Below are 22,355 nucleotides of genomic sequence, written 5' to 3' on the forward strand. Positions count from 1 at the left end.
AAGGACTCTTCGACCAGTGATCGACAGTCGGAACCACGGCCCCCAGGTACCCCCTGGGGGCCTTCCGCTTGCCAGGCGTGGTGCGGGTCGTGGTGCGAATCCAGTCCGTGGTGAGTCCGTAAACGGTGGCAAAGAGGGGCATATTCCGGCCGACAGTGGCATACGGCGCACCCACTAAAAGATCAAGCCCCGAGCGCGTTGCCGCTGCTCAGGGCCTGATTCACCCGGCGAAAGGTGAGTGCCCCCGGCAGGATTCGAACCTGCGACACACGGTTTAGGAAACCGATGCTCTATCCCCTGAGCTACGAGGGCGGGGCTGGTGCTTGAGCCAGTTTAGCGGCCGGCTGTTGATCAACTGTGGTGGGGGGCCCGGTCGTGGTGGCGGGTTGCCTACCCTTGGGTGGGTGACGCAGAAACTTACTGATGTGCGCGGGGCCGCTGTCGCTGCCGGTCTTCGTGTCCTGGCCAAGGTGACGCCGTTCGTCGAGCCCGAGCTGGTGGGTTTGCGCGAGGTGGTCGGGGTCGGTGATGTGTGTCTGGACGTGGGCGCCGCGCTCGGTCTGTACACGGTGACGTTGTCGCAGCTGGTCGGTCCACAGGGGACGGTTCACAGCGTCGAGCCGCTGGTGTTCGCGCACCCGGCGCTGTCCTACGTGCTGCGTCCGCGGGAGGGGCGGAACGTGGTGCGGCACTCGGTCGCGCTGGGGGCCGTCGAGGGGCGCGAGGTGATGAGCGTCCCGGTTCGGCACGGGGTGCCGGTGACCGGGCGGTCGTTCCTCACGGCGGGGGCCAACGGGCTCGGGTCGAACGTCGAGTTCGACGAGCACCTGGAGGTCGTGGTGCGGACGCAGACGTTGGACGCGTTCGTCGCGGAGCAGGGCATCGGGCGGCTGAACTTCGTGAAGGCCGACGTCGAGGGGGCGGAGCTGCGGGTGCTGGAGGGCGGGGCCTGGGTGATCGAGACGCTCCGGCCGAAGTTCCTCCTGGAGGTCGAGGAGCGGCACGTCTCGCGGTTCGGCTACTCGGCGCAGGACGTGGTGTCGTGGCTCGCCGAGCGCGACTACGACATGAGGATCTGGAACCAGGGCGGGTGGCGGACGGTGACCCGGATCGTGCCCGAGGTGCGCAACTACCTCTTCGTGCCGCGCTGACCTGCGAAAAGCGGAAGACCCCGGTCCCTGGGGGTGGACCGGGGTCTTCCTCGGAAGTGGTCTACTGCGGGTAGACCTCGAGCTCGTAGAGCGAGTATCCGTAATTCGTGCCGCGTTGGGTACCCGTCATTCGTACGAACCGCGCGTCGGTCGGGGCGAACGTCACGTTGTCCGTGGCGCCGTTGCCCTCGCCGGTGGCGAAGACCTGCCGCCACCGGGTGCCGTCGGTCGACACCTCGATCCGGTACGCCTTCCCGAACGACGCCTCCCACCGCAGGAACGCGCGACCGACCCGCTGCACCGAGCCCAGGTCGACCTGGAGCCACTGGTCGTCGCTCCAGTCGCTCGCCCACCTCGTGGCGGGGTTGCCGTCGACGGCGTTGGCGGGCGGGGAGTTGTACGCGCCCCGCTCGTGGCTGCTGGCCGTCGCGGTCCTGCCGAGCGCGGCGTTGGTCAGGCTGGCGCCCCGCTTGGCCGGGAACTGGACGACCTGCTGGTAGGTCGGCCGGTTCTGCCACTGCACCTTGTCGTGGGTGATGCCGCCCATCGCGCGGTGGATGATGGAGTCGGCGCACCACTGGTCGCCCGCCGCGCAGTCCGCGTCACCGGGGTAGACCTGGTTGGCGGGCACGGCCGCGGCGGCGCGCAGGCTGTCCAGCAGCGTGGTGCGGCACGCCGTCACGTCGCCGCCACCGCAGTAGGTGCCGGTCAACGGGCCCGCGACCTGGTCACCGAGGACGCGCCTGATGTCCTTGTCGACGTAGCTCCACCACCCGTACTGGAACGACGACCCCTTGTGCGGTGCGGCGCCGTGGGCGTCGGACGGGGCCTCGTCGACCTGGACGGCCCTGACCAGCTCGGTGTACAGCTCGGTGCCCAGGCCGGGCTCGAACTCGGCCCGCACGAGCCGGGGCCACCACGCGTCGAGCACGCGGATCGCCTCGGCGTGGCTGTAGACCTTGCTGCCCTTCGTGGTCTCGCGGCGCAGCGAACCGGACTGCTGCCACGCCTTGAGCTTCTGCACGGTCGACGCCAGCGCCGGGTCGGTCACCGGGGCCTTCTCGATGACCCGCAGCAGGTCGGGGAGCACCTGCTCGGCCCGCAGGTCGGCGCCCGCGGCCTCGGCCATGGCCTTGGTGAGCGACGCCCTGGTCGCCTTGCCGCCGTTGGCGATCAGGGCCTTGACGCGGTCGTCGATCAGGTCGCCGCGGTGCACCGAGCCGTTGCCGAAGCCGGACGACGTGAAGTCCAGCGCCTGCTTGTTGTTCCAGCTGATGTAGTAGTCCTGGTTGATCGACCGGGGGTGCTCCGCCGCGGGCGTGTAGCGCGCGGAGTTGGTGTTCGGGTCCCAGTCCTGCCACTCGTACTGCTGCGCGGCCTTGATCGGCAGGTTCGGGTCGACGCCCGGCTTGCGCACCGGGTTGGAGCCGGAGTTGAAGTACGCCGTGTCCTTCGAGTCGACGTAGAACCAGTTGAACGCGTACCCGATGTGCTCCGCGGCCTTCTGGAAGTCCTGCGCGGAACGGATGGCGCTCGGGTCGTTGAACTCCTGGAACCCGATGATCGGGTCGACCTCGTGCAGGTAGGTGGACCGCAGAGCGGTGTACGCCACGGGTTTGCCGCCGACCAGGGCTCGGCTCTGCACCAGGCCGTACTTGGTGCGGTACACGACGAGCGTGTACGACCCGGCGGCCGTGCCGTCCGCGACCGTGGGCTTCCAGGCGTTCTTGCGCTCCAACCGCTCCATCGCCACGCACTGGCCGCGCAGCAGGTAGTGGTTGGACGCCTTGGTGGCGGGCTCGCCGTCGGGTTCGCAGAGGTCGACGGCGAACGTGTCGACGATGTCCTGCGACGCCGAGGTGGCGCTCCACGAGTAGTCCTGGCCGCGGCCGAGCTGCACGTACATGCCGACGCCGGCGAAGGACACGCCGCGCGCGCTGATGCCGGGACCGTTCAGCTCCTGGAGCATCAGCAGCTGGGGCGCGAAGTAGCCGGTCTGCGGGCCGAACACGGCGATCGGGTTGCCGGTGTCGGTGTGCGCGCCGGACACGACGAGCGCGTTGGACATGCCGTGCTTCTTGTTCAGCAGGTCGGCAGGGAGGACGCCGTCGGCGAAGATCCCCTCGGCGGCGGCCAGGCCCCCGGCGGGGACGTCGACGGTCGCGGCTCCACCGGTCTGGTCGTAGACCATCGGTTCCGGCGTCACGGAGCCCGCGTCCGGCACCGCCACGCCGACCGGGTCGGCCGGGCTCGCGGAGTACGGGAAGCGCTGGCCGTCGTGCAGGGTCAGCACGGCCTCGGGGTCGTTCTGCTCGCGGAACGACCTCCACACCTGTTCGCCGACCTCGGCGCCGTACTTGTTCTGCGCCGCCAGGCGGACCAGCGCGGACTGCACCTCGCCGCCGCCGCCCGCGCCGAACAGCCCGCCGACGACGGCCGCGATGGCGACCATGTCGGTCGGCTTGAACGGCTGGATGTCGTTCCAGTTGGTGATCGCGTCCGCGTGCCCGGTGAGCACGTACTCGCCGGGGAAGTTCCGCGCGGCGACGGACTGCGAGAGGTAGGCGTTGATGCCCGCGATGTAGTCGTTGACGTCCTGGTTCGCCTGCGCGCCACGGGGTCCGCTCGCGGCGACCCGGTCGATCTGGGCCTGGAGGTCGGCCTCGGTGTAGGCGATCTGGCCGTAGAAGCTCTGCTCCAGCACGCGGTTGCCCTGGGCGCCGCCCGCGAACCCGGTGAGCTGGCTGCGGCCGAGGTGGCGGAACACGTCCATCAGCCACAGCCGGTCCTGGGCGGCGGCGTAGCCCGCGCCGAACTCGGTGCCGGACCGGGTGGTGCCGTAGACGTGCGGCATCCCGATGGCCTTGTCGCGGATGATCGTCACGTCCGCGCGCGGCTTGATCGTGCTCTCGACCTGGTCGGGGGCGACGCCGAAGGAGGCGTCGTTGAAGAACGTGCTCAGCTGCTCGTTGGTCAGCCCCTGGTAGCCCGAGGACAGCGCGTCGTACTTCGGGAGCTGGTCGGCCGAGTGCGCGGGCCGGGTCCCGAAGACCTTGTGGCCCAGGATCTCGGCCAGGGTCGCGTTGCCGTTGTTGCCGGGCGGGAGGATGTCCGAGCACTGGCCGAGGCAGTAGTCGTCCGGGGCGAACGCGGCCGTGGTGACGGGCGGCTCGGGGGCCGCCTGCGCTGGTGCGGTGATGACGGTGGCGGTGGCGAGCAGGGCGACCACCACGACCGGTAGGGCGGCTCTCCGCATGACGCGAAGCTCCTTCCATGCAGGACTGGTGTGGCGCACGTTACTTTTTCCACAACTTTTCTGAAAGGGTTTCACGTTCTTTTACCCGATCGGCTGGTAATCACCGTTGCCTATTGCCCAACTGCGCCGACACTGGGAAAAACTTGTTCATGGTGCGACGTCGAACGCTGCTGGCCGGAGTGGCCGCGTCGGGGCTGCTCGTCGGGCTGGGTTCGGCCTCCGCGAGGGCGGCCCTGCTGCCCGTCCGCTCCTGCGCCGACTGGGGCGCGCGTCCCCCGTCGAGCCCGGTCACGCTCGTCCAGCGACGGCCGGTGCGGATCCTGGTGCACCACACGGCGACCGAGAACGTCACCGACTACTCGGTGGAGCACGCCTTCGAGCACGCCCGGTGGATCCAGGACCACCACATGGACGACAACGGCTGGCTCGACTCGGGCCAGCACTTCACCAACAGCCGCGGCGGTTTCCTCATGGAGGGGCGGCACGGCAGCCTCGACGCGCTCCACGCGGGCGACCGCGTCGTGGAGGGCGCCCACTGCCCCGGCCAGAACACCACCGCGATCGGCATCGAGAACGAGGGGCTCTACACCGCCGAGGAACCCCGGCGCGAGCAGTGGGATTCGCTCGTCTCGTTCTGCGTCTACACCTGCGAGCAGTACGGCATCGCGCCGACGGCGATCGACGGCCACCGCGACCACTACACGGACACGCAGTGCCCTGGCGACAAGCTCTACGCCATGCTCCCCCGACTGCGGCAGGAAGTCGCGCGCGTCCTGGGCTGACCGTGTTTCTTCCTGGCAACTGTGAACGCTGTGGTGAGAGCCTTTCCACGCCGCCGAACGCTGGGCAAACGTCCTACCACATGGTGAGATAACGTCGAATTAACGCCAGCTTGCGCACCGGTGCGCGATGCTGGGCCTGTATGAACACGAAACGCCAACTCGGGGAGGCGTCGTGATCAAGGTGATGCTGGCCGACGACGAGGACCTCGTCCGGTCCGGGCTTCGCATGATCCTCAGCAGCGCCGGTGACATCGAAGTGGTGGCCGAGTGCGACGACGGACACCTGGTGGCCGACCTGGCCCGCCAGCACCGTCCGCACGTGGTCCTGCTGGACATCCGCATGCGGTCCAACGACGGGCTGGTGGCGTTGCGCAGGCTGCGCACGCTGCCCGAACCGCCGCGGATCGCGATGCTCACCACGTTCGACGTGGACGAGTACGTCAGCGAGGCCTTGCGCCTGGGCGCCAGCGGCTTCCTGCTGAAGGACACCGAGCCGGAGCAGCTGGTGAAGGCGGTGCGCGACCTCGCACGGGGTGGCGCGGTGCTCGATCCCGGTGTGGCGGCACGGGTCCTCGCGGCGGTGGCCGACGGTGAACGGGCCGCGGAGCCCGCGCGGCGGCTGCTGGCCATGCTGTCCGAACGGGAGCGCGAGGTGCTCGTGCTGATCGGCCAGGGCATGTCCAACGCCGAGATCGGTGGCACGCTGCACCTGTCCGAGGCCACGGTGAAGGGCTACGTGTCCTCGGTCCTCGGCAAGATCGGTGCGGTGAACCGCGTGCAGGCCGCGCTCGTGGCCTTCCGCGGCGGGTTGATCGCCTAGAACGCGAACGAGGGGTCGGGGGCAGGCGCCGAGGCACCGCGCCCCCGCCCTAGTTCACGGTCTCGTGCACCGTCGGTTCGACTTCCACGCGGTTGCGGCCGTGCCGCTTCGCCCGGTACAGAGCCATGTCCGCCGCCGCGAACAGCTGGTCCAGCTTCGCCGGGCCCGCCGCCACGCCGATGCTGACCGTCGGGCGCCGCGTCGTGCCCAGCACCATCGACCAGTCGTGCCCGTCGACGGCGGCGCGGATGCGCTCGGCCACGGTCGGCCCGACCTCGTGCTCGGAGTTGCCGTTGTCGCCCAGCAGCACCACGAACTCGTCACCCGCCCAGCGGGCCACGAGGTCGTCCGTCCGGCACTCCCGGCGCAGCAGTTGGGCGATCTCCCGCAGGGCGGCGTCGCCCGCGGCATGACCCGCGTCGTCGTTCACGCCCTTGAACCAGTCGACGTCGACCAGCACCAGCCACGGCACCCGGCCGCGCGACGCCGTTCCCTCCAGCAGCCTCGCGGCCGCCGCTTCCAGCCCGAGCCGGTTCGCCAGCCCCGTCAACGGGTCGCGCGCCGCCGCCTCCTGGGCCGCCGCGGCGAGCTGCTGGGCGCGCAGCGCCGCCTGGCGGTGCTCCAACGCCTGCCCGAGGCCCTCCTGGAGCGTCTCGGACGCCTTCTGGCCCGCGGCGACGCTGCACCGCAGCGCGGCGGCCTCGCCCACGGGGTCGTCCATCTCGGAGCAGATGTTCGCGAGGTCCAGCGAGAACCGCAGCATCAGCGACGTGTCGTTGATGGACTGGGCGGACGCGACGGACCGGCTCGCCAGCGTGCGGGCCTCCACCAGCTCACCGCGGGCGCGGTGGACCGTGGACAGCACCCAGTTGCCGACGGACATGCCCCAGTGGTCCCTGATGTCGGAGGCGAGCTCCAGCGTCTTGCGGCCGGCCTTCTCCGCGGCGTCCAGTTCCCCGACGCCCGCCAGCGCGCGGCCGTACGCCCCGAGCAGACCGCGGTGCACGTGGCCGTCCACGGTGTCGAGCGTCAGGCCCTCGGCGAGGTAGCCCCTGGCCTCCTCGAAGATCGCGTGCGCGTCGCCGGGGGGACCCGAGGCCGCGCGGAAGTTCAGCGTGCCGCCGAGCCGTTGCAGGCACTGCGCCAGCGTGTCCGGGCCGTTGGCCCGGCGGGCGACCTCCACGGCCCTGCGCACCATGTCCAGCGCGGCGTGCCGGTGCCCGATGCCTTCGAGCAGGTAGCCCAACGTGCCCATCGTCTGCGCCGCGGCGGGGCTGTCGGTGGTCTCCGAGTCGACGTCTAGCCACCCCTCGGCGGCCAGTTCCAGCGCCAGGGGGATCCGGCCCAGCCGCCACGCCATGACGGCCCGGTGGACCAGGACTGCCGAGCGCACCCAGCGGTCCGCGCTCGGAGGCGCCTTGGTCACCACCTCGTCGAACACGGCGTTGGCCTCGGGTAAACGCCCAGCGTTCAGCAGCACGCGGACCCTCAGGTCCATGTGCGTCACGTGCCCCGCTGTCAGCGGATCGCGCTGCTCCACTCGTGCTCGACACTCCATTCCGACTCGCCGAGCGGGAACACTGAGGTTCCGCCCCTGCCGGCACGGCCCCAACAGGTTACCGGGAGGAGCGCTCCCTGTACCGCTCGTGGTGCATGACGTCTTCGACAGGTATGCGGTTCCGCCACCCCGCGCGTTCCAGATCGGGTTGATCGGGCAACCCTGCCACGGGTCCGACGCAAAGCCACGCGACCGGCCGCAACCTGGGTGGAATGTGCAGCAATCGACGCAGGACGTCCTCGCGGTAGAAGCTCACCCACCCCACTCCCAGACCTTCGGCGGTAGCGGCGAGCCACAGGTTCTGGATGGCGAGGCAAACGGAGTAGAGGCCCGCGTCCGCGATGGCGTGGCGGCCGAGGACGGCGGGCGAGCCCCGGTCCGGGTCGTACGTGACGACCACGCCGAGGGTCGACTCCAGGATCCCCTCGACCTTGATCCGGCTGAACACCTCCGCCCGCTCGGCGTCCAGCTGCGCGGTGAACATGCTGCGCTCGGCGTGCACGTGGTCGCGGAACGCCCGCCGGGTCGTCTCGTCCCGCACGAGGATGAAGTCCCACGGCTGGGACAGTCCGACGCTGGGTGCGGCGTGCGCGGCGGTCAGCACCCGGCGCAGCGCGTCCGGCGGGATCGGCGCACCGGTGAACTCGCGCCTGGTGTCGCGGCGCCGGTGCAGCACCTCGTAGAGGCCCGCCACCTGTTCTTCGATGCTCATGCCGCGATCGTGCCCGCCGTGCGGGGCGACCACCACCGCGACCCGGTGCGGTGGTGGTCACTCCGAACGGCTACCTCCCCTGCGACGGATAGGGGAGCAGCGCCATCTCGCGGGCGTTCTTGATCGCGGTCGCCACCTGCCGCTGCTCCTGCGGCGTCAGCCCGGTCACCCGCCGCGAGCGGATCTTGCCGCGGTCGGACACGAACTTCCGCAGCAGCGTCGTGTCCTTCCAGTCGACCTCGGTCACGCCCTCGCGCTTCAGCACGTTCACGCGCTTCTTCGGCGCCGCGCGCCGCTCCTTGGCCACCGCGCTCACCAGCTCGACTTGCTGAGGCCGGGCAGCTCGCCGCGGTGCGCCATCTCGCGCAGCCTGATCCGCGACAGCCCGAACGCGCGGAAGTACGCCCTCGGGCGCCCGTCCACGACGTCGCGGTTGCGCAGCCGGGTGGGGCTGGCGTCACGCGGGAGCCGCTGGAGCCCGAGCACCGCGGCGGACCGCTGCTCGTCGGTGGACGACGGGGACCGGAGCTGCTCCTTGAGCGAGGCCCGCCTCTCCGCGTGCCGCGCCACGACCTCCCGGCGCTGCCGGTCCCTGGCGATCTTCGACTTCTTCGCCATCAGCGCTCCTCCTTGAAGTCGACGTGCCTGCGCACCACCGGGTCGAACTTGCGCAGGACCAGCCGGTCCGGGTCGTTGCGCCGGTTCTTGCGGGTCACGTACGTGTAGCCCGTGCCCGCGGTGGACCGCATCTTGATGATCGGCCGGACGTCCGTGCTCCTGGCCATCAGACCTTCTCCCCGTTGGCGCGCAGCGCCGCCACGACGGCTTCGACGCCGCGGCGGTCCACGGTCTTGATCCCCTTCACGGACAGGGTCAGCACGACGTACCTGCCCTCGGACGCCAGCCAGTAGCGGCGGCGCTGGGTGTTGGGCAGCCAGCGCCGCGACGTGCGCCGGTTGGAGTGCGAGACCTGCTTGCCGAAGCCCGGTTTCCGCCCCGTGAGCTGGCAGTGGCGTGACGACACACGACCTCCTTTGAAATGACATCCATTTCCATCTACAGTAACCCACATGAAAACCGTTGTCGTCATGGTGGCCGGAGTCGCGGAGCACCCGGTGGCCGAGGAGGTGTGGCGCGCACTGGAGGGCTCGGTCCTCGTCCGCCACGACCTGAGCCGCATCGCCGAGGGCGTCGTCAGCCGCTGGGTCGACGGCCACCTGACGGTGCTGGACCTCGCCCACGGCTGCGTCTCCTGCACCCTGCGCGAAGACCTCGTCCCGCTGCTGACCTCGCTGGCGGGCAGCACCGTGGTCCTCCGGCTGGACCCCGCGCTGGAACCGGAGGCCGTCTGCATCGCCCTGCCCGCCGACGCGGTGCACGTGCTGTCGGTCGTCTCGGTGATCGACCGGGAGACCTGGCTGGCCGACGCCACCGGCGAGGTGGGCCTCGCGGAGCGCGGACTGGGCGCGGCGGACGACGACGAGCGGACGGTCGCCCAGGTCGTGGTGGGCCACGCCGAGTTCGCCGACGCCCTGGTGCTCGTGGGGGAACCGGGGGACGTCCGCACCGTAGCCGTGCTCGACCGCGTCGCACCGCTGGCACCGCGCCAGGAACTGTCCTCATTGGACGTCACGGCCCTGCTGGCCGCTCCCGAGAACCGCCCGTACGACGCCTTCGGGCCGCTCCTGCGCGGTCTCCCGCTGGAGCCGGACGGCTCGGTGGGCACCGTGCACTTCACCGACCGCCGCCCGTTCCACCCGGAACGCCTCCACGAGGCGCTGGACGTGCTGCTCGACGGCGTGGTCCGGACGCGGGGACGGCTCTGGGTCGCCTCGCGGCCGGACATGGCCCTGTGGCTGGAGTCGGCGGGCGGCGGGCTGCGGATCGGGGACGCCGGGCCGTGGCTGGCCGCGGTGGACGACTGGTCCGACGTCGAGCCGGAACGGCGGGCGAGGGCCTCGCTGGAGTGGGACCCCTACTACGGCGACCGGGCGCAGGACCTCGTCGTCATCGTGCACGAGGCGTCGACGGCGGAGATCGAGGCGACCCTGCGGGCCGCACTGCTCACGGACGACGAACTGGCGGGCGGGCTCGTCTGCAGCGACGACCCGTTCGCCCACCACCCGAGGGAAGAGGCATCGTGAAACCGAACATCCACCCCGACTACCACCCGGTCGTCTTCCGGGACAGCTCGACGGGCAAGCAGTTCCTCACCCGCTCGACGGCCACGTCGGACAAGACCGTCGAGTGGGAGGACGGCAACACCTACCCGCTGCTGACCGTCGACATCACGGCCGACTCGCACCCGTTCTGGACGGGCACGCAGCGGATGATCGACACGGCCGGTCGGATCGAGAAGTTCAACCAGCGCTACGGAAAGCGGCAGAAGTAATGGCGGTCCCGAAGAGGAAGACCTCGCGCTCCAACACCCGGCACCGGCGGGCGCGGTGGAAGGCGCAGGCGCCGGACCTGGTGGAGGTGACCGCCCTGGACGGCAGGAGGCTCCGCGTGCCCCGGCGGTTGGTGGCGGCGTACCGGCGCGGGCTGCTGGGCTAGGTGGGCGGCGCGGGTCGCCGGGCGCTACCCGCGCGGCCCCACCTGGGCCTGGGTCTCGCCGTCCGGCGACTCCCGCCACTGCTCGAAGGCCCGGTCCAGCCTCCAGCCGTCCCCGTCGTGGTCCAGGACCCGGTAGCCGCAGGTGTCCAGGTTGGACAGCGATTCGAAGAGTTCCACGCTCCACGAGAACAACCGCCTGCACAGCAACCGGATCGTCAGCCCGTGCGACACCACGAGCACGGTCCGCGGGTGCTCGGCGTCCTTGCGCATGTGCAGTTCCAGCTCCCCGAGGAACGCGGCCAGCCGGTCGTCCACGTCCGCCCCGGACTCCCCGTTGGGCAGCCGGAAGAAGAAGTGCCCGAAGGCGTGCCTCTGGTGCTTCAGCACCTCCTGCTGCACCGGGTCCTGGAGGTTGCCCCAGTCCTGCTCCCGCAACCGGGGTTCGGCGACCACCCGGTCCACCAGCGGGCCCAGTTCCAGCCCGGCCAACGTCTTGCGGGTCCGCAGGTAGGGGCTGACGTACACCGCCACCGGCCCCTCGCCGATCAGCGAGCGGATCGCGGGCCCGGTCGAACGGGCCTGCGATTCGCCCAGCGCCGTGAGGGGGAGGGAGTGGTCCGGGACCCGGCAGTAGGCCGATTCGTCGACGTTCCCGAGGCTCTGGCCGTGTCGCAGCAGGATGATCCGCACCCCACCATCTTGGGGGAGACTCCTGCCGGAGCAACCGCCGGATCCGAATCCGCTGTTACAGTCCAAGTCGAAAACCTCCAGGGAGTGTCACATGATCAAGTACATCGCGCTCTACCGGAAGCCCGCGGACCAGGCGGACTTCGACGAGAAGTACTTCTCCTCCCACCTCCCGATCGTCCGGAAAACCCCAGGTCTGCTCCGTGCCGAGGTGGCCAAGGTCGACCGCGTGCTGGTCCCCGGCTTCCTGGGCGACACGGACCTGCACGTCGTCGCCGAGATGTACTTCGAGTCGCCCGAGGTCATGAACGCGGCGTTCCAATCACCCGAGTGGCACGCGGCCGGGGCGAACCTGTCGGAGATCGGCGGGCTCGAACTGGTGGCCATGTTCACCGCCGAGGTGGTCGCCGAATGATCACCGGGGTGGTCGGCGGCGGCACGATGGGCGCGGGCATCGCGCACCTGCTGCTCGCGGGCGGTCATGACGTCACGCTCGCGGAAGCCGGGCCCGAACGCTCCGACGCGGCGCGGAGAGCCGTGGCCGCGTCGCTCGCGAAGGCCGCCGAGCGCGGGAAGCTGGCCGTCGCCCCGGAGGAGCTGCTGGCCGGGCTGACCGTCGTGGACGACCTCGCCGGGCTGCCCGCCGCCGCGGAGCTGGTGGTCGAGGCCGTGCCGGAGGACGTCGACCTCAAGCGGCGGGTGCTCCAGCAGGTCGCAAGCGTTTGCCCACAGGCCGTGCTGGCGTCCAACACCTCCTCGCTCTCGATCTCCGCGCTGGCCGAGGACCTGCCCGGCGAGCGGCTCGTCGGGATGCACTTCTTCAACCCCGTCCCGGTCCAGGAGCTGGTCGAGCTCGTCCACCACGCGGGCGTGGGACCCGACGTCGTGACGAGGGTCCGGACCTGGGCCGAAGCGCTGGGCAAGACCGTCATCGAGGTCCGCGACTCGCCGGGGTTCGCCACCTCGCGGCTGGGGGTCGCGGTCGGCATGGAGGCCATCCGGATGCTGGAGGAGGGCGTCGCCGGCGCCGAGGACATCGACACCGGGATGCGCCTCGGCTACGGCTGGCCGATGGGACCGCTGAGGCTGACCGACCTCGTCGGCCTCGACGTGCGGCTGGCCATCGCCGAGCACCTGGCCGCCGAGCTGGGGCCGCGGTTCACCCCGCCCGCCCTGCTGCGCGCCAAGGTCGACCGCGGTGAGCTGGGGCGGAAGGCCGGCCAGGGGTTCTTCACCTGGTAAGCAGGTGCCCGTGGACATCAGGGAGTACACCGAGGACGACCGCGACACCGTGCTGCGGATGCGCAAGCTCGCGTTCGCGGGCACGGCGCCGCCGCCGGAGGAGCTGGTCGTGCCCGGCAGGCTCGGCCTGCTCGCCGAGGAGGGCGGTCACCCGCTCGGGTCGCTGCTGATCAACGACTTCGCCCAGTTCTTCGGCGGTCGCGCCGTGCCCATGGGCGGCATCGGCGGTGTCGTGGTCGACCCGCACGCCCGCCGCCGGGGCGTCGCGTCGGCGCTGGTCGACACGGCGCTGCGCACGATGCGCGACCGGGGCCAGGCGGTGTCCGCGCTGTACCCGACCGTGCCCGCGCTCTACCGCGCTCGCGGCTGGGAGCGCTCCGGTGCGTTCGAGCGGCTCGTGTTCCCGATGGACCGGCTGCTCATGTCACCCGTGGGCGTGAACCGGCTGGCCACCCGTCGGGTCACCGGGACCGACCTGGCCGACGTCCACGCCCTCTACACCGGACTGGCGGCCACCGTGGACGGGCTGCTCGACCGCCACGCGCCGACGTTCGAGCCCGAGAAGCTGCTCGACCTGGACGTGGCCACGCTCGTGACCGACGCCGACGGCGCGCCGCGCGGCTACCTGACCGCCGACCGCGTCCCCGAGGGGCTCAAGGTCCACGACCTCGTGGGCGTCGACCTGGACGCGCAGGTCACCCTGCTGGCCGAGCTCACGTCGTGGGCCGGGGTCCTCGACCGGATCGACGTGCGCGTGGTCGACCCCGCGTTCACCGGGCTGCTCACCTCGCAGGCCATGCGCGTCGAACTCGCGGTGAGCCAGTGGTTCCTGCGGGTCGTGGACCTGCCCGCCGCCGTCGCCGCGCGGGGCTGGCCGAACGCCGCGGGCCTGAGGGCGGGCGCGGTCGACCTGGACGTGGTCGACGAGCACGCGCCGTGGCACGCGGGCAGGCAGCGGCTCGTCGTGGACGACGGCGGGGTGCGGGTCGAGCCCGGCGGCACCGGAGCCGTCCGGGTGCGGGCCAGGGCGCTCGGGCCGTGGTTCGCGGGCGCGCAGAGCACCGCCGCGCTGCGCCGCGCCGGGCTCCTGACCGGCGAGGCGCCGCTGCTGGACCAGCTCGTCGCGGCCCCCGGCACCCCGCGCCTCGCCGACTTCTTCTAGCGCACCTACCCTGGCCCCTCGTGTTGCTCATCGTCCTGGAACTGGTCGGCATCGCGGTGTTCGCGGCGTCCGGCGCGCTGGCCGCGGTCCGAGCCAGGCTCGACGTGTTCGGCGTCATCGTGCTGGCGCTGACGACCGCGCTGGGCGGCGGCGTCATCCGGGACGTGCTGCTCGGCGTGCACCCGCCGAGCAGCCTGGTGAAGTGGCCGTACCTGCTGGTCCCCGGCGTCACGGGCCTGCTGGTGTTCTGGTTCCACCCGCAGGTCGCGAAGCTCCGCAGGGCCGTGCTGCTGCTGGACGCGATCGGCCTCGGGCTGTTCGTCACCGGCGGCACGTCGACCGCCCTCGCGCTGGGCGCCCCGCCGTACACGGCGTGCCTGATCGGCATGACCACCGGCATCGGCGGCGGCGCGCTGCGCGACGTGCTCCTGCGCGAGATCCCGCTGGTCCTGCGCCGCGAGATCTACGCCGTCGCCGCGCTGCTCGGGGGCGTGGTGGTCGCGGGCGGCAGCGTGCTCGGCCTCCCGGACGAGCCGGTCGCGCTGGCCGGGTCCGCCCTGGTCGTGGCGGTGCGGGTGCTCGCGCTCTGGCGGAGGTGGAACGCGCCGGTGGCGCACGGACTTGACGCGTAGTTCACACGGTTTGTTGGGCTCCCTCTCAGGCGCTTCTCAGGACGAAGGGCAACACTTACCCCCATGCGCATCCTCGTTGTCGACGACGACCGGGCCGTGCGTGAGTCGCTACGCCGCTCACTGCAGTTCAACGGCTACCAGGTGGAAACCGCGGGCGATGGCCAGCAGGCGCTCGAAGCGGTGACGACAGCGCGCCCGGACGCGATGGTCCTGGACGTCATGATGCCCCGGCTCGACGGGCTGGAGGTGTGCCGCAGGCTGCGGAGCACCGGTGACGACCTGCCCATCCTCGTCCTCACGGCCCGCGACGCGGTGTCCGACCGCGTGTCCGGACTGGACGCGGGGGCCGACGACTACCTGCCCAAGCCGTTCGCGCTGGAGGAGCTGCTCGCCAGGCTCCGCGCGCTGCTGCGGCGGGCGTCGAACGAGCAGGACGGCACCGAACGGGCCCGCGCCACGCTGAAGTTCGCCGACCTGGAGCTGGACCCCGGCACGCGCGACGTGCGGCGCGGCGAGCGGGCGATCAGCCTCACGCGCACCGAGTTCGCCCTGCTGGAGCTGTTCCTCACCCACCCGAAGCAGGTGCTGACCCGCGGTCGCATCCTGGAGGACGTGTGGGGCTACGACTTCCCGACCTCCGGCAACGCGCTGGAGGTCTACGTCGGCTACCTGCGGCGCAAGACCGAGCTGGACGGCGAGTCCCGGTTGCTGCACACGGTGCGTGGCGTCGGCTACGTGCTGCGGGAGACGCCTCCGTGATCATCACCGCAGCGTCGTCGAACGACCCGATCGCCACCGGCAGGTTCCAGCGGGTCTCGCTGCGGGCCCGCGTCACCCTGCTCGCGGCGTTCTGCGTCGCGGGCGTGGTGGCGGTGGTGTCGCTGGGCGCGTACATGACGGTGAGCCAGAACCTCTACACCCAGCTCGACGAAACCCTCCGCCAGCGCGTCACGGACGCCATCCAGACGCCGTCGGTGAAGGGCGGCCAGGACCTCCAGTCGTTCCCCGTCGCGTTCCTGGTCGCGGGTGACATCCGGATCGGCCTGCTGGACGAGTTCGGCCAGATCTTCTACGCGAAGGGCGCCACCCCGCCGCCCACCAACGGCAACGACCTGAAGGTCGCGAAGGGGGAGCTGGGGGAGAACATCTGGACGGACGACCGCACCGGCTTCCGGGTGATCTCCAAGCAGTACACCGACGGGCAGGCGATGGTGATCGGCCAGTCCATGAAGCCGCTGCGGGCGACGCTGGGCAAGCTCAACGTGGTCCTGTTCGTGATCAGCGGGCTGGGCGTGCTGGTGGCGGCGCTCGCCGGGACCGCCGTGGCCCGCACCGGCTTGAGACCGGTGCAGCGGCTGTCCGAGGCGACCGAGCGGGTGGCCATGACGGGCGACCTGCGCCCGATACCCGTGACCGGGGACGACGAGCTGGCCCGGTTGACGCAGAGGTTCAACGCCATGCTCGGGGCCGTGGCGGAGTCGCAGGAGAGGCAGCGCCGGCTGGTGGCCGACGCCGGGCACGAGCTGCGGACGCCGCTGACGTCCATGCGCACGAACCTGGAGCTGCTGCTGGCGTCCGAGCGGCCCGACGCCCCCACGCTGTCCGATGAGGACAAGGCCGAGATCAACGACGACGTCCGGGCCCAGCTCGACGAGCTGACGACGTTGATCGGCGACCTCGTGGAGCTGGCTCGGGAGGACGCGCCGCAGGTCGTGCAGGAGCCGGTGGACCTGGTGGAGGTGGTGGAACGCGCCCTCGACCGGGCTCGGCGGCGGACGGTGACGCACGTGCGGTTCGACGTGCGGTTGCAGCCGTGGTCCCTGCTGGGCGACTCCAACTCGCTGGAGCGGGCCGTGTTGAACCTGCTGGACAACGCGGTGAAGTTCAGCCCCGACGACGGGGTGGTGCGGTTGGAGTTGCGGCAGGTGGGCGACGGGAGCGCTGTGGTGGAGGTGGCGGATTCCGGGCCGGGGATCGCCGATGCCGACATGCCGCACGTCTTCGAGCGGTTCTACCGGTCTTCCGAGGCTCGGACGTTGCCGGGGTCGGGGTTGGGGTTGGCGATCGTGAAGCAGGCCGCTGAGAGGCACGGGGGAATGGCTTACGCGGGGCGGGCGCCCGAGGGTGGGGCCCTGTTCGCCATTCGGTTGCCCGGGAGGCCTTGAGGGGTTGCCGGTTCTGGTGGAACGGGTGGCTGCTGGTCCCGTCGGCGGTGGCCGATGTGACTCGGGGCCCCTCGATGCGACCCTGTGATCGGGCTGAAGGGCAGGTGGTGGCTACCTGCCCGATCCACCATCGCAGGGGTCGAATCCCTCGAGCAGCACCGGCCACCGCTTTCGGGAAGGCGGTGGCTTTCTGTTGGTTGTTGTTCTGCCTAGCCTTTTGTCGAGCCCAGGGTCAGGCCGCTGACGAACTGGCGTTGTAGCGCGAAGAAGACGACCAGGGTGGGCAGGGCCACCAGTAGTGAGCCCGCGGCGACCAGGTTGTTGTCCGTGAAGAACGAGCCGCGCAGGTTTTGCAGCGCCGAGGTGATCGGCATCTTGTCGCCGGTCTGGATCAGTACCAGGGCCCAGAGGAAGTCGTTGTAGATCCAGGTGAACTCCAGTGTGGCCAGCGCTGCCAGCGCGGGCCTGCACAGCGGGAGGATGACCTGCCAGTACTGGCGGAACACGCTGGCGCCGTCCACCCGTGCCGCCTCGGTCAGCTCGTGCGGGATGGTCTTCATGTAGTTGCTCAGCACGAACGTGCAGAAGCCGATCTGGAACGCGATGTGGATCATCACCACGCCCAGTTGGCTGTCGATCAGCGTGCCGCTCCCGCTGATCCACTCCGGTACCTCGATCAACCGGTACAGGCGCCACAGCGGGGTCACGATGACCTGCTGCGGCAGCAGGTTGCCCGCGGTGAAGAGCATCAGCAGGGCCAGGTTGAACCTGAAGCTGAAGCGGGACACGCCGAACGCGACCATGGAGCTGAACAGCAGCGTCAGGATCACCGCGGGCAGCGTGATGAGGAACGTGTTGAGGTAGTAGTGCGGGAGGTCGCCGGTCGTCCACGCGTTGCTGAAGTTGTCCAGCGTCAGGCTCTCCGGCAGCGAGAGGTAGCCGTTGCGGGCGGTGTCGTCGTAGGTGCGCAGCGACGCGTACACGGCCCACAGCAGGGGAGCCAGCGTCATCAGGCACGTCAGCACCAGGAAGACGTGCAGCACGACCCGGCCCGGTCGCAGCGGCGCCCTGCGGGTTTTCACTGAGGTCGTCACGCCCGGTTCTCCTTGCTGAACTCCTGGTACAGGTACGTGATGATCACGCTCAGCGAGATGAGCAGCAGGACCACCGCCAGCGCCGAGCCCCAGCCGATGCGGCTCGACTCGCCGATGATGTTGTCGGTGACCAGGACCGACAGCAGTTCGAGGCCGTTGCGGCCCTTGTTGATGATGTAGACGATGTCGAACGCGCGCAGCGATTCGATGACGGTCACGACGAAGACGACGATGTTGACCGGCTTGAGGACCGGGAACGTCACCTTCGTGAACGTCTGGAAGGCGTTGGCGCCGTCGAGCGACGCGGCCTCCTTGAGCGCCGGGTCGACGGACTTCAAGCCCGCCAGGTACAGCAGCATGATGTAGCCGGTGTGCCGCCACGCCGCCGCGACCAGCACCGCGTACAGGTTGATGTCCGGGTCGCCCAGCCAGTTGGTCGGGTTGTCTTCCGTCGTGCCGAGGACGCTGTTCAGCAGACCCTGCTCGGGCTGGTAGATCAGCTGCCAGATGAAGCCGACCAGCGCGAGCGACAGCACCATCGGCAGGTACAGCGCGCTCTGGTAGATCCGGCCGAACCGCAGCTTGCGGTCCAGGAGCACCGCGAGGAACAGGCCCGCCACGGTCGGCAGGACCATCAGGAACACCAGCCAGATCACGTTGTGCCGGAACGCGGGCCAGAACCTGGGGTAGCTGGTGAAGATGTCGACGTAGTTCTGGAACCCGACCCACTCGATGTCCTCGAAGCCGCCGATGCCGTCCCACGAACCGAAGGACAGCGCCACCGATCCGAGGGTCGGCACCCACACCAGGAGCAGGTGGATCAGGGTGGGGATGCCCAGCATCAGGCCGAGCACCAGCTTGTCGCCGCCCGCCAGCGCGGTGGCCCTCTTGCGGCGGGCCCGCTCACGGGGCGCCGGGGAATCCGGCGCCCCGTGAGCGGTCTTCTCGCTCAACGCGGTCAACTCGTCACCCCGTGAAGATCGTCTTGGCCTGGTCGGCCATTCCCTTGAGCACGGAGTCGATGTCGTCCGGGTTCTGGATGAAGGCGTTCAGGCCGTTGGTGGCCGCGTCGCTCGCGAAGCGCGGGTCGGTGTCGCGGTCGAGGAACTGCGTGATGTGCTTGGCGCTCTTGATGACCTCGACGGCCTTCTTCTGGAGCGCCGTGTAGCCCGAGGTGTCGGCCTTGCTGCTGGTGGCGATCGACGACGGGTCGGACTTCAGGTACGTCAGCTGCGTCTCGGGCTTGGACAGGTACTCCAGCAGCTTCTTCGCGCCCTCGGGGTTGGCGGGCTTCTTCGCCATCATGTAGCCGTCGATGGGCGCTTCGACCGTGTCCTGCCCGTGCTCGGGGTTGACCTCCGGGAACGGGAAGAAGTCGAGGTCGTCCTCCTGGCCCTTGAACTGCTGGCCGACGAACGTACCGAGCAGGTACATGCCGGACTTGCCCTGCTGGACGCTCTGCGCGGCCTCCTGCCAGTCGCGGCCGAGCGCGTTCTCCTGGTGGAACGGCAGCAGGCGCTTCCAGGTGTCGAACACCGCGCGCACCTTCGGGCCCTGCCAGTCCTCCTTGCCCGCCATGAGGTCGACGTGGAACTGGTAGCCGTTGGTGCGGAAGTTCAGCTGGTCGAACATGCCCATGCCCGGCCAGCCCTGCTTCTGCGCGAAGGCGATCGGGGTCAGGCCGTCGGCCTTCATCTTCGTGGAGAGCGCGACGAACTCGTCGAGCGTCTTCGGGACCGCGTAGCCGCGCTGCGTCCACACGCTCTTGAGGTAGAAGACGCCCCACGGGTACTGGGTGAACGGCACGAAGTACTGCTTGCCGTCCTTGGCGGTCGACGCCTCCTTGAGGGAGGGCGCGTAGTTGTCGCCGAGCCCGCCCCACAGGTCGGTGAGGTCGCCGGTGAGGCCCTTCTCCGCGAAGAAGCGCATCCGGTAGCCGGCGAACCAGGCGAGCACGTCGTCGGGCTTGCCCTGGAGGTAGTTGTTGATCTGCTCCTGGTACTGCTCGTGCTGCTTGGTGTTGATCGAGACCTTCAGGGCGTCGGAGTCGAAACCCTTGAGGGCGGCGGTGATCGCGTCCTTCGGGACCTGGTCCGACAGGTTGTTGCCGAAGGTGACCGTGCCGTTCGACGAACCCGAGTCGGAGCCGCCGCACGCGGCCAGCCCCGGCACCGCCGCGATACCGGCGGTCATGAGCAGTCCGCGGAGCACGGCCCTGCGGCCGAGGAGGGGGTGCGTGGACTGGGAACTGGGCGTGTACCGGACCATCGTTGCTCCTGAGGACACTCGACCAAACCAACTGAACACTGAGTCAAACAAAGTTGCGCATAATGTTGCGTCCAACACACGGGGTGTCAAGCCCTGTTACGAAGCCGTTAACCCGCTACAACGTTGTAAAAATAGAGCGACTACCTGCTACAACGTTGTAAAAGTGAGCCGGCCTCGCCGCCTGTGGTGCTCCGAAGTTCAAACAGACCCGAACGAGGGATCTTGTTTGACTGTGTTGACGTTGCGGGCCTGTTTCAGCCACCCTTGCGGCTATGACCACTTGGCCCACGGGCATGGCAGGACTGGCTTGGGGTGCGGACTACAACCCCGAGCAGTGGCCCGAGGACGTGTGGGCCGAGGACGTCGAGCTGATGCGCCGGGCGGGCGTGACGATGGTCAGCGTCGGCATCTTCTCGTGGGCGCTGATCGAGACCTCCGAGGGGAAGTACGAGTTCGACTGGCTCGACCGGGTGCTCGACCTGCTGCACGAGGGCGGGATCCGGGTCGACCTGGCGACCGCGACGGCCTCCCCGCCACCCTGGCTGACCACGGCGTACCCGGACGTGCTCCCGGTGCGCGCCGACGGCGTCCGCTTCACCCACGGGTCGCGCCAGGAGTACTGCCCCAGCTCACCGGTCTACCGCGCGAAGGCCGTGGCGCTCGCGACCGCGCTGGCGGAGCGGTACCGCGAGCACCCCGCCCTGGCCGCGTGGCACGTCGGCAACGAGTACGGCTGCCACGTCGCCCGCTGCTGCTGCGACCGCTGCGCCGAGGCGTTCCGCACCTGGCTCCAGCACCGCCACGGCGACCTGGACACGCTGAACGAGGCGTGGGCGACCGCGTTCTGGAGCCAGCACTACTCCTTGTGGGACCAGGTCCTGCCGCCGAGGGTGACGCCGACGTTCGGCAACCCCGGCCAACTGCTGGACTTCGACCGGTTCTGCTCGGACGCGCTGCTGGAGCTGTACAAGGCCGAGCGCGACGCCCTGCGCGGGCTCACCCCGGACGTGCCGATCACCACGAACTTCATGGTGGGCTGGACCTTCGACGCGCTGGACTACTGGGCGTGGGCGCGCGAGGTCGACTTCGTGTCCAACGACCACTACACCCGCTCGGAGGACGACGACCGGCACGTCGAGCTGGCGATGGCCGCCGACCTGACCCGCGGACTCGCGGGTGGGCGGCCGTGGCTGCTGATGGAGCACTCGACGTCGGCGGTCAACTGGCAGCCGCGCAACATCGCCAAACAGCCTGGTGAGCTGCGGCGGAACTCGTTCGCGCACATCGCGCGCGGTGCCGACGGCACGCTGTTCTTCCAGTGGCGGCAGTCGCGGGCGGGCGCCGAGCGCTACCACTCCGCGATGGTCCCGCACGCGGGCACCGAGACCAAGGTCTACCGCGAGGTGTGCGAGGTCGGCGCCGAGTACGGCCTGCTGGGTGAACTCGTGGGGTCCACTGTGGACGCCTCCGTGGCGATCGTCTACGACTGGCGGTCCCGCTGGATCTCCGGCCAGCCGACGCACCCCACCGAGGACTTCTCCTACCAGGAGACCGTGTTCGGGCTGTACCGGCAGCTGTGGGACGCGGGCGTCACGGTCGACTTCGTCCCGCCGTCGGCCGACCTCTCGTCCTACCGGCTCGTCGTGGTGCCCGCGCTGTACTCGGTGACCGACGCCGACGCCGCGAAGATCGCCGACTACGTCGACGGCGGCGGGCACGTGCTGGTCACGTACATGTCCGGCCTCACCGACGAGCGCGGCCACGTGCGGCTCGGCGGCTACCCCGGCGCGTTCCGCGACCTGCTCGGGGTGTGGACCGAGGAGTTCTTCCCGCTGCGCGCGGACGAGGTCGTGCGGCTGGACGACGGGGGCGCCGCGGGCGTGTGGACCGAACTGCTGCACGTCCGGGGCGCGGAGGTGGTGTCGTCCTACGCCGACGGCCCGCTGCCCGGCGTCCCCGCGGTGACCCGCCACCAGCACGGCGCGGGAACCGCCTGGTACCTCGCCTGCGGCCTGGTCGCCGACGGACTGCGACGGGTGGTCGACGCGGCGTTGGAGCGCGCGGGCGTGACCGCCGCCCCCGGCCTGGAGATCGTTCGCCGCCGGGGTCGGCACGACGGCGAACCCGTATCGTGGCTGGTTGCGATCAACCACGCTGCGGAGGACGTCGCACTGCCCGCCTCCGGCGTCGAACTGCTGTCCGGCTCCCTGGTCGACGGCCGGCTGGTGGTTCCCGCCGGGGCGGTCGCCGTGCTGAGGGAGATGGTGTGA

General features: G+C 70.2%; 24 protein-coding genes and 1 tRNA gene. 13 read left to right on the plus strand and 12 right to left on the minus strand.

All coding sequences use genetic code 11. From position 1 onward, the window contains the following. Positions 1–239: 239 nt before the first annotated feature. Positions 240–312: transfer RNA gene (locus tag VFZ92_RS41335), tRNA-Arg, on the minus strand. Positions 313–404: 92 nt separating this feature from the next. Here VFZ92_RS41335 and VFZ92_RS41340 point away from each other — a divergent pair. Beyond that, the gene (locus VFZ92_RS41340) at positions 405–1,151 is read left to right on the plus strand and encodes an FkbM family methyltransferase (protein WP_330883484.1); all 747 of its coding nucleotides are present in this window, start codon (positions 405–407) and stop codon (positions 1,149–1,151) included. Between the two features lie 61 nt (positions 1,152–1,212). Here the strand turns inward: VFZ92_RS41340 and VFZ92_RS41345 are convergent, their stop codons facing one another. Further along, on the minus strand, positions 1,213–4,407 hold the full coding sequence (locus VFZ92_RS41345) for a penicillin acylase family protein (protein WP_330883486.1): 3,195 nt from the start codon (positions 4,405–4,407) through the stop codon (positions 1,213–1,215). Between the two features lie 149 nt (positions 4,408–4,556). On the opposite strand from VFZ92_RS41345, the gene VFZ92_RS41350 reads away from it, so the two are divergent. Together VFZ92_RS41350 and VFZ92_RS41355 are read left to right on the plus strand one after the other, a co-directional pair. Further along, positions 4,557–5,189: a peptidoglycan recognition family protein gene (locus tag VFZ92_RS41350; protein ID WP_330883489.1), complete on the plus strand. Its 633-nt coding sequence runs from the start codon at positions 4,557–4,559 to the stop codon at positions 5,187–5,189. 172 nt (positions 5,190–5,361) lie between these two features. Continuing rightward, complete coding sequence (locus VFZ92_RS41355) at positions 5,362–6,009, plus strand: response regulator transcription factor (protein WP_330883491.1); 648 nt, start codon at positions 5,362–5,364, stop codon at positions 6,007–6,009. A 49-nt stretch (positions 6,010–6,058) separates the two neighbouring features. Here the strand turns inward: VFZ92_RS41355 and VFZ92_RS41360 are convergent, their stop codons facing one another. The 6 genes from VFZ92_RS41360 to rpmB form a co-directional block, all read right to left on the minus strand. Next, a complete protein-coding gene (locus VFZ92_RS41360) occupies positions 6,059–7,507 on the minus strand; it encodes a diguanylate cyclase (RefSeq protein ID WP_330883493.1) in 1,449 nt (482 codons plus the stop codon). A 118-nt stretch (positions 7,508–7,625) separates the two neighbouring features. Beyond that, positions 7,626–8,279, minus strand: a complete 654-nt coding sequence (gene bluB, locus VFZ92_RS41365) for a 5,6-dimethylbenzimidazole synthase (RefSeq protein ID WP_330883495.1) — start codon at positions 8,277–8,279, stop codon at positions 7,626–7,628. A 70-nt stretch (positions 8,280–8,349) separates the two neighbouring features. Further along, positions 8,350–8,595: a 30S ribosomal protein S18 gene (rpsR, locus tag VFZ92_RS41370; RefSeq protein ID WP_330883497.1), complete on the minus strand. Its 246-nt coding sequence runs from the start codon at positions 8,593–8,595 to the stop codon at positions 8,350–8,352. Beyond that, positions 8,592–8,897, minus strand: a complete 306-nt coding sequence (rpsN, locus tag VFZ92_RS41375) for a 30S ribosomal protein S14 (RefSeq protein WP_330883499.1) — start codon at positions 8,895–8,897, stop codon at positions 8,592–8,594. Before rpsN ends, rpsR begins: the two co-directional genes overlap by 4 nt. Continuing rightward, positions 8,897–9,064, minus strand: a complete 168-nt coding sequence (rpmG, locus tag VFZ92_RS41380) for a 50S ribosomal protein L33 (protein WP_106619288.1) — start codon at positions 9,062–9,064, stop codon at positions 8,897–8,899. The genes rpsN and rpmG overlap by 1 nt, the downstream gene beginning before the upstream one ends. Further along, a complete protein-coding gene (gene rpmB / locus VFZ92_RS41385) occupies positions 9,064–9,303 on the minus strand; it encodes a 50S ribosomal protein L28 (RefSeq protein WP_330883505.1) in 240 nt (79 codons plus the stop codon). Before rpmB ends, rpmG begins: the two co-directional genes overlap by 1 nt. Positions 9,304–9,349: 46 nt before the next feature. On the opposite strand from rpmB, the gene mrf reads away from it, so the two are divergent. The 3 genes from mrf to rpmF are packed head-to-tail and all read left to right on the plus strand — an operon-like array spanning position 9,350 to position 10,835. Continuing rightward, positions 9,350–10,423 (plus strand): ribosome hibernation factor-recruiting GTPase MRF, encoded by a 1,074-nt coding sequence (gene mrf / locus VFZ92_RS41390; RefSeq protein WP_330883507.1) that lies wholly within the window; start codon positions 9,350–9,352, stop codon positions 10,421–10,423. Then, positions 10,420–10,671 (plus strand): type B 50S ribosomal protein L31, encoded by a 252-nt coding sequence (locus VFZ92_RS41395; protein WP_330883509.1) that lies wholly within the window; start codon positions 10,420–10,422, stop codon positions 10,669–10,671. Before mrf ends, VFZ92_RS41395 begins: the two co-directional genes overlap by 4 nt. After that, positions 10,671–10,835 (plus strand): 50S ribosomal protein L32, encoded by a 165-nt coding sequence (rpmF, locus tag VFZ92_RS41400; protein WP_330883511.1) that lies wholly within the window; start codon positions 10,671–10,673, stop codon positions 10,833–10,835. The genes VFZ92_RS41395 and rpmF overlap by 1 nt, the downstream gene beginning before the upstream one ends. 24 nt (positions 10,836–10,859) lie before the next feature. Here rpmF and VFZ92_RS41405 read toward each other — a convergent pair whose 3' ends face one another. Beyond that, positions 10,860–11,525 (minus strand): histidine phosphatase family protein, encoded by a 666-nt coding sequence (locus VFZ92_RS41405; RefSeq protein ID WP_330883513.1) that lies wholly within the window; start codon positions 11,523–11,525, stop codon positions 10,860–10,862. A gap of 91 nt (positions 11,526–11,616) precedes the next feature. On the opposite strand from VFZ92_RS41405, the gene VFZ92_RS41410 reads away from it, so the two are divergent. From VFZ92_RS41410 to VFZ92_RS41435, 6 genes are all read left to right on the plus strand, one after another. After that, entirely contained in the window at positions 11,617–11,937 is a 321-nt protein-coding gene (locus VFZ92_RS41410) for an EthD family reductase (protein WP_330883515.1), read from the plus strand. Next, a complete protein-coding gene (locus VFZ92_RS41415) occupies positions 11,934–12,764 on the plus strand; it encodes a 3-hydroxyacyl-CoA dehydrogenase family protein (RefSeq protein ID WP_330883517.1) in 831 nt (276 codons plus the stop codon). The genes VFZ92_RS41410 and VFZ92_RS41415 overlap by 4 nt, the downstream gene beginning before the upstream one ends. A 10-nt stretch (positions 12,765–12,774) precedes the next feature. Then, positions 12,775–13,926 carry a GNAT family N-acetyltransferase gene (locus VFZ92_RS41420; RefSeq protein ID WP_330883519.1) on the plus strand — a complete coding sequence of 384 codons (1,152 nt, stop codon included), beginning with the start codon at positions 12,775–12,777 and terminating at the stop codon, positions 13,924–13,926. Between the two features lie 20 nt (positions 13,927–13,946). Then, on the plus strand, positions 13,947–14,558 hold the full coding sequence (locus tag VFZ92_RS41425) for a trimeric intracellular cation channel family protein (RefSeq protein WP_330883521.1): 612 nt from the start codon (positions 13,947–13,949) through the stop codon (positions 14,556–14,558). 63 nt (positions 14,559–14,621) lie between these two features. Next, complete coding sequence (locus VFZ92_RS41430) at positions 14,622–15,317, plus strand: response regulator transcription factor (RefSeq protein WP_330883523.1); 696 nt, start codon at positions 14,622–14,624, stop codon at positions 15,315–15,317. A gap of 2 nt (positions 15,318–15,319) precedes the next feature. After that, positions 15,320–16,723, plus strand: a complete 1,404-nt coding sequence (locus VFZ92_RS41435; protein ID WP_414720124.1) for a HAMP domain-containing sensor histidine kinase — start codon at positions 15,320–15,322, stop codon at positions 16,721–16,723. Positions 16,724–16,932: 209 nt separating this feature from the next. Here the strand turns inward: VFZ92_RS41435 and VFZ92_RS41440 are convergent, their stop codons facing one another. Genes VFZ92_RS41440 through VFZ92_RS41450 form a run of 3 tightly spaced genes read right to left on the minus strand, consistent with a single transcriptional unit; the run spans position 16,933 to position 20,085 of the window. Continuing rightward, positions 16,933–17,817 (minus strand): carbohydrate ABC transporter permease, encoded by an 885-nt coding sequence (locus tag VFZ92_RS41440; protein ID WP_330883527.1) that lies wholly within the window; start codon positions 17,815–17,817, stop codon positions 16,933–16,935. Beyond that, positions 17,814–18,779 (minus strand): sugar ABC transporter permease, encoded by a 966-nt coding sequence (locus VFZ92_RS41445; RefSeq protein WP_330883529.1) that lies wholly within the window; start codon positions 18,777–18,779, stop codon positions 17,814–17,816. Before VFZ92_RS41445 ends, VFZ92_RS41440 begins: the two co-directional genes overlap by 4 nt. 4 nt (positions 18,780–18,783) lie before the next feature. Beyond that, a complete protein-coding gene (locus VFZ92_RS41450; RefSeq protein ID WP_330883531.1) occupies positions 18,784–20,085 on the minus strand; it encodes an ABC transporter substrate-binding protein in 1,302 nt (433 codons plus the stop codon). A 272-nt stretch (positions 20,086–20,357) separates the two neighbouring features. Between VFZ92_RS41450 and VFZ92_RS41455 the strand changes: the two genes are divergently transcribed. Continuing rightward, positions 20,358–22,355 carry a beta-galactosidase gene (locus VFZ92_RS41455; protein ID WP_330883533.1) on the plus strand — a complete coding sequence of 666 codons (1,998 nt, stop codon included), beginning with the start codon at positions 20,358–20,360 and terminating at the stop codon, positions 22,353–22,355.

Source organism: Umezawaea sp. (genome assembly GCF_036375055.1).
Lineage (GTDB): Bacteria > Actinomycetota > Actinomycetes > Mycobacteriales > Pseudonocardiaceae > Umezawaea.

What these genes read in the sequence shown, in the direction of transcription:
- VFZ92_RS41415 (WP_330883517.1), top strand. Translation starts at nt 11,934, where the DNA reads ATGATCACCGGGGTGGTCGGCGGCGGCACGATGGGCGCGGGCATCGCG.
- rpmF (WP_330883511.1), top strand. Translation starts at nt 10,671, where the DNA reads ATGGCGGTCCCGAAGAGGAAGACCTCGCGCTCCAACACCCGGCACCGG.
- rpmG (WP_106619288.1), bottom strand. Translation starts at nt 9,064, where the DNA reads ATGGCCAGGAGCACGGACGTCCGGCCGATCATCAAGATGCGGTCCACC.
- VFZ92_RS41360 (WP_330883493.1), bottom strand. Translation starts at nt 7,507, where the DNA reads ATGGACCTGAGGGTCCGCGTGCTGCTGAACGCTGGGCGTTTACCCGAG.
- VFZ92_RS41410 (WP_330883515.1), top strand. Translation starts at nt 11,617, where the DNA reads ATGATCAAGTACATCGCGCTCTACCGGAAGCCCGCGGACCAGGCGGAC.
- VFZ92_RS41455 (WP_330883533.1), top strand. Translation starts at nt 20,358, where the DNA reads ATGACCACTTGGCCCACGGGCATGGCAGGACTGGCTTGGGGTGCGGAC.
- VFZ92_RS41350 (WP_330883489.1), top strand. Translation starts at nt 4,557, where the DNA reads ATGGTGCGACGTCGAACGCTGCTGGCCGGAGTGGCCGCGTCGGGGCTG.
- VFZ92_RS41450 (WP_330883531.1), bottom strand. Translation starts at nt 20,085, where the DNA reads ATGGTCCGGTACACGCCCAGTTCCCAGTCCACGCACCCCCTCCTCGGC.
- mrf (WP_330883507.1), top strand. Translation starts at nt 9,350, where the DNA reads ATGAAAACCGTTGTCGTCATGGTGGCCGGAGTCGCGGAGCACCCGGTG.
- VFZ92_RS41430 (WP_330883523.1), top strand. Translation starts at nt 14,622, where the DNA reads ATGCGCATCCTCGTTGTCGACGACGACCGGGCCGTGCGTGAGTCGCTA.
- VFZ92_RS41345 (WP_330883486.1), bottom strand. Translation starts at nt 4,407, where the DNA reads ATGCGGAGAGCCGCCCTACCGGTCGTGGTGGTCGCCCTGCTCGCCACC.
- bluB (WP_330883495.1), bottom strand. Translation starts at nt 8,279, where the DNA reads ATGAGCATCGAAGAACAGGTGGCGGGCCTCTACGAGGTGCTGCACCGG.
- rpsN (WP_330883499.1), bottom strand. Translation starts at nt 8,897, where the DNA reads ATGGCGAAGAAGTCGAAGATCGCCAGGGACCGGCAGCGCCGGGAGGTC.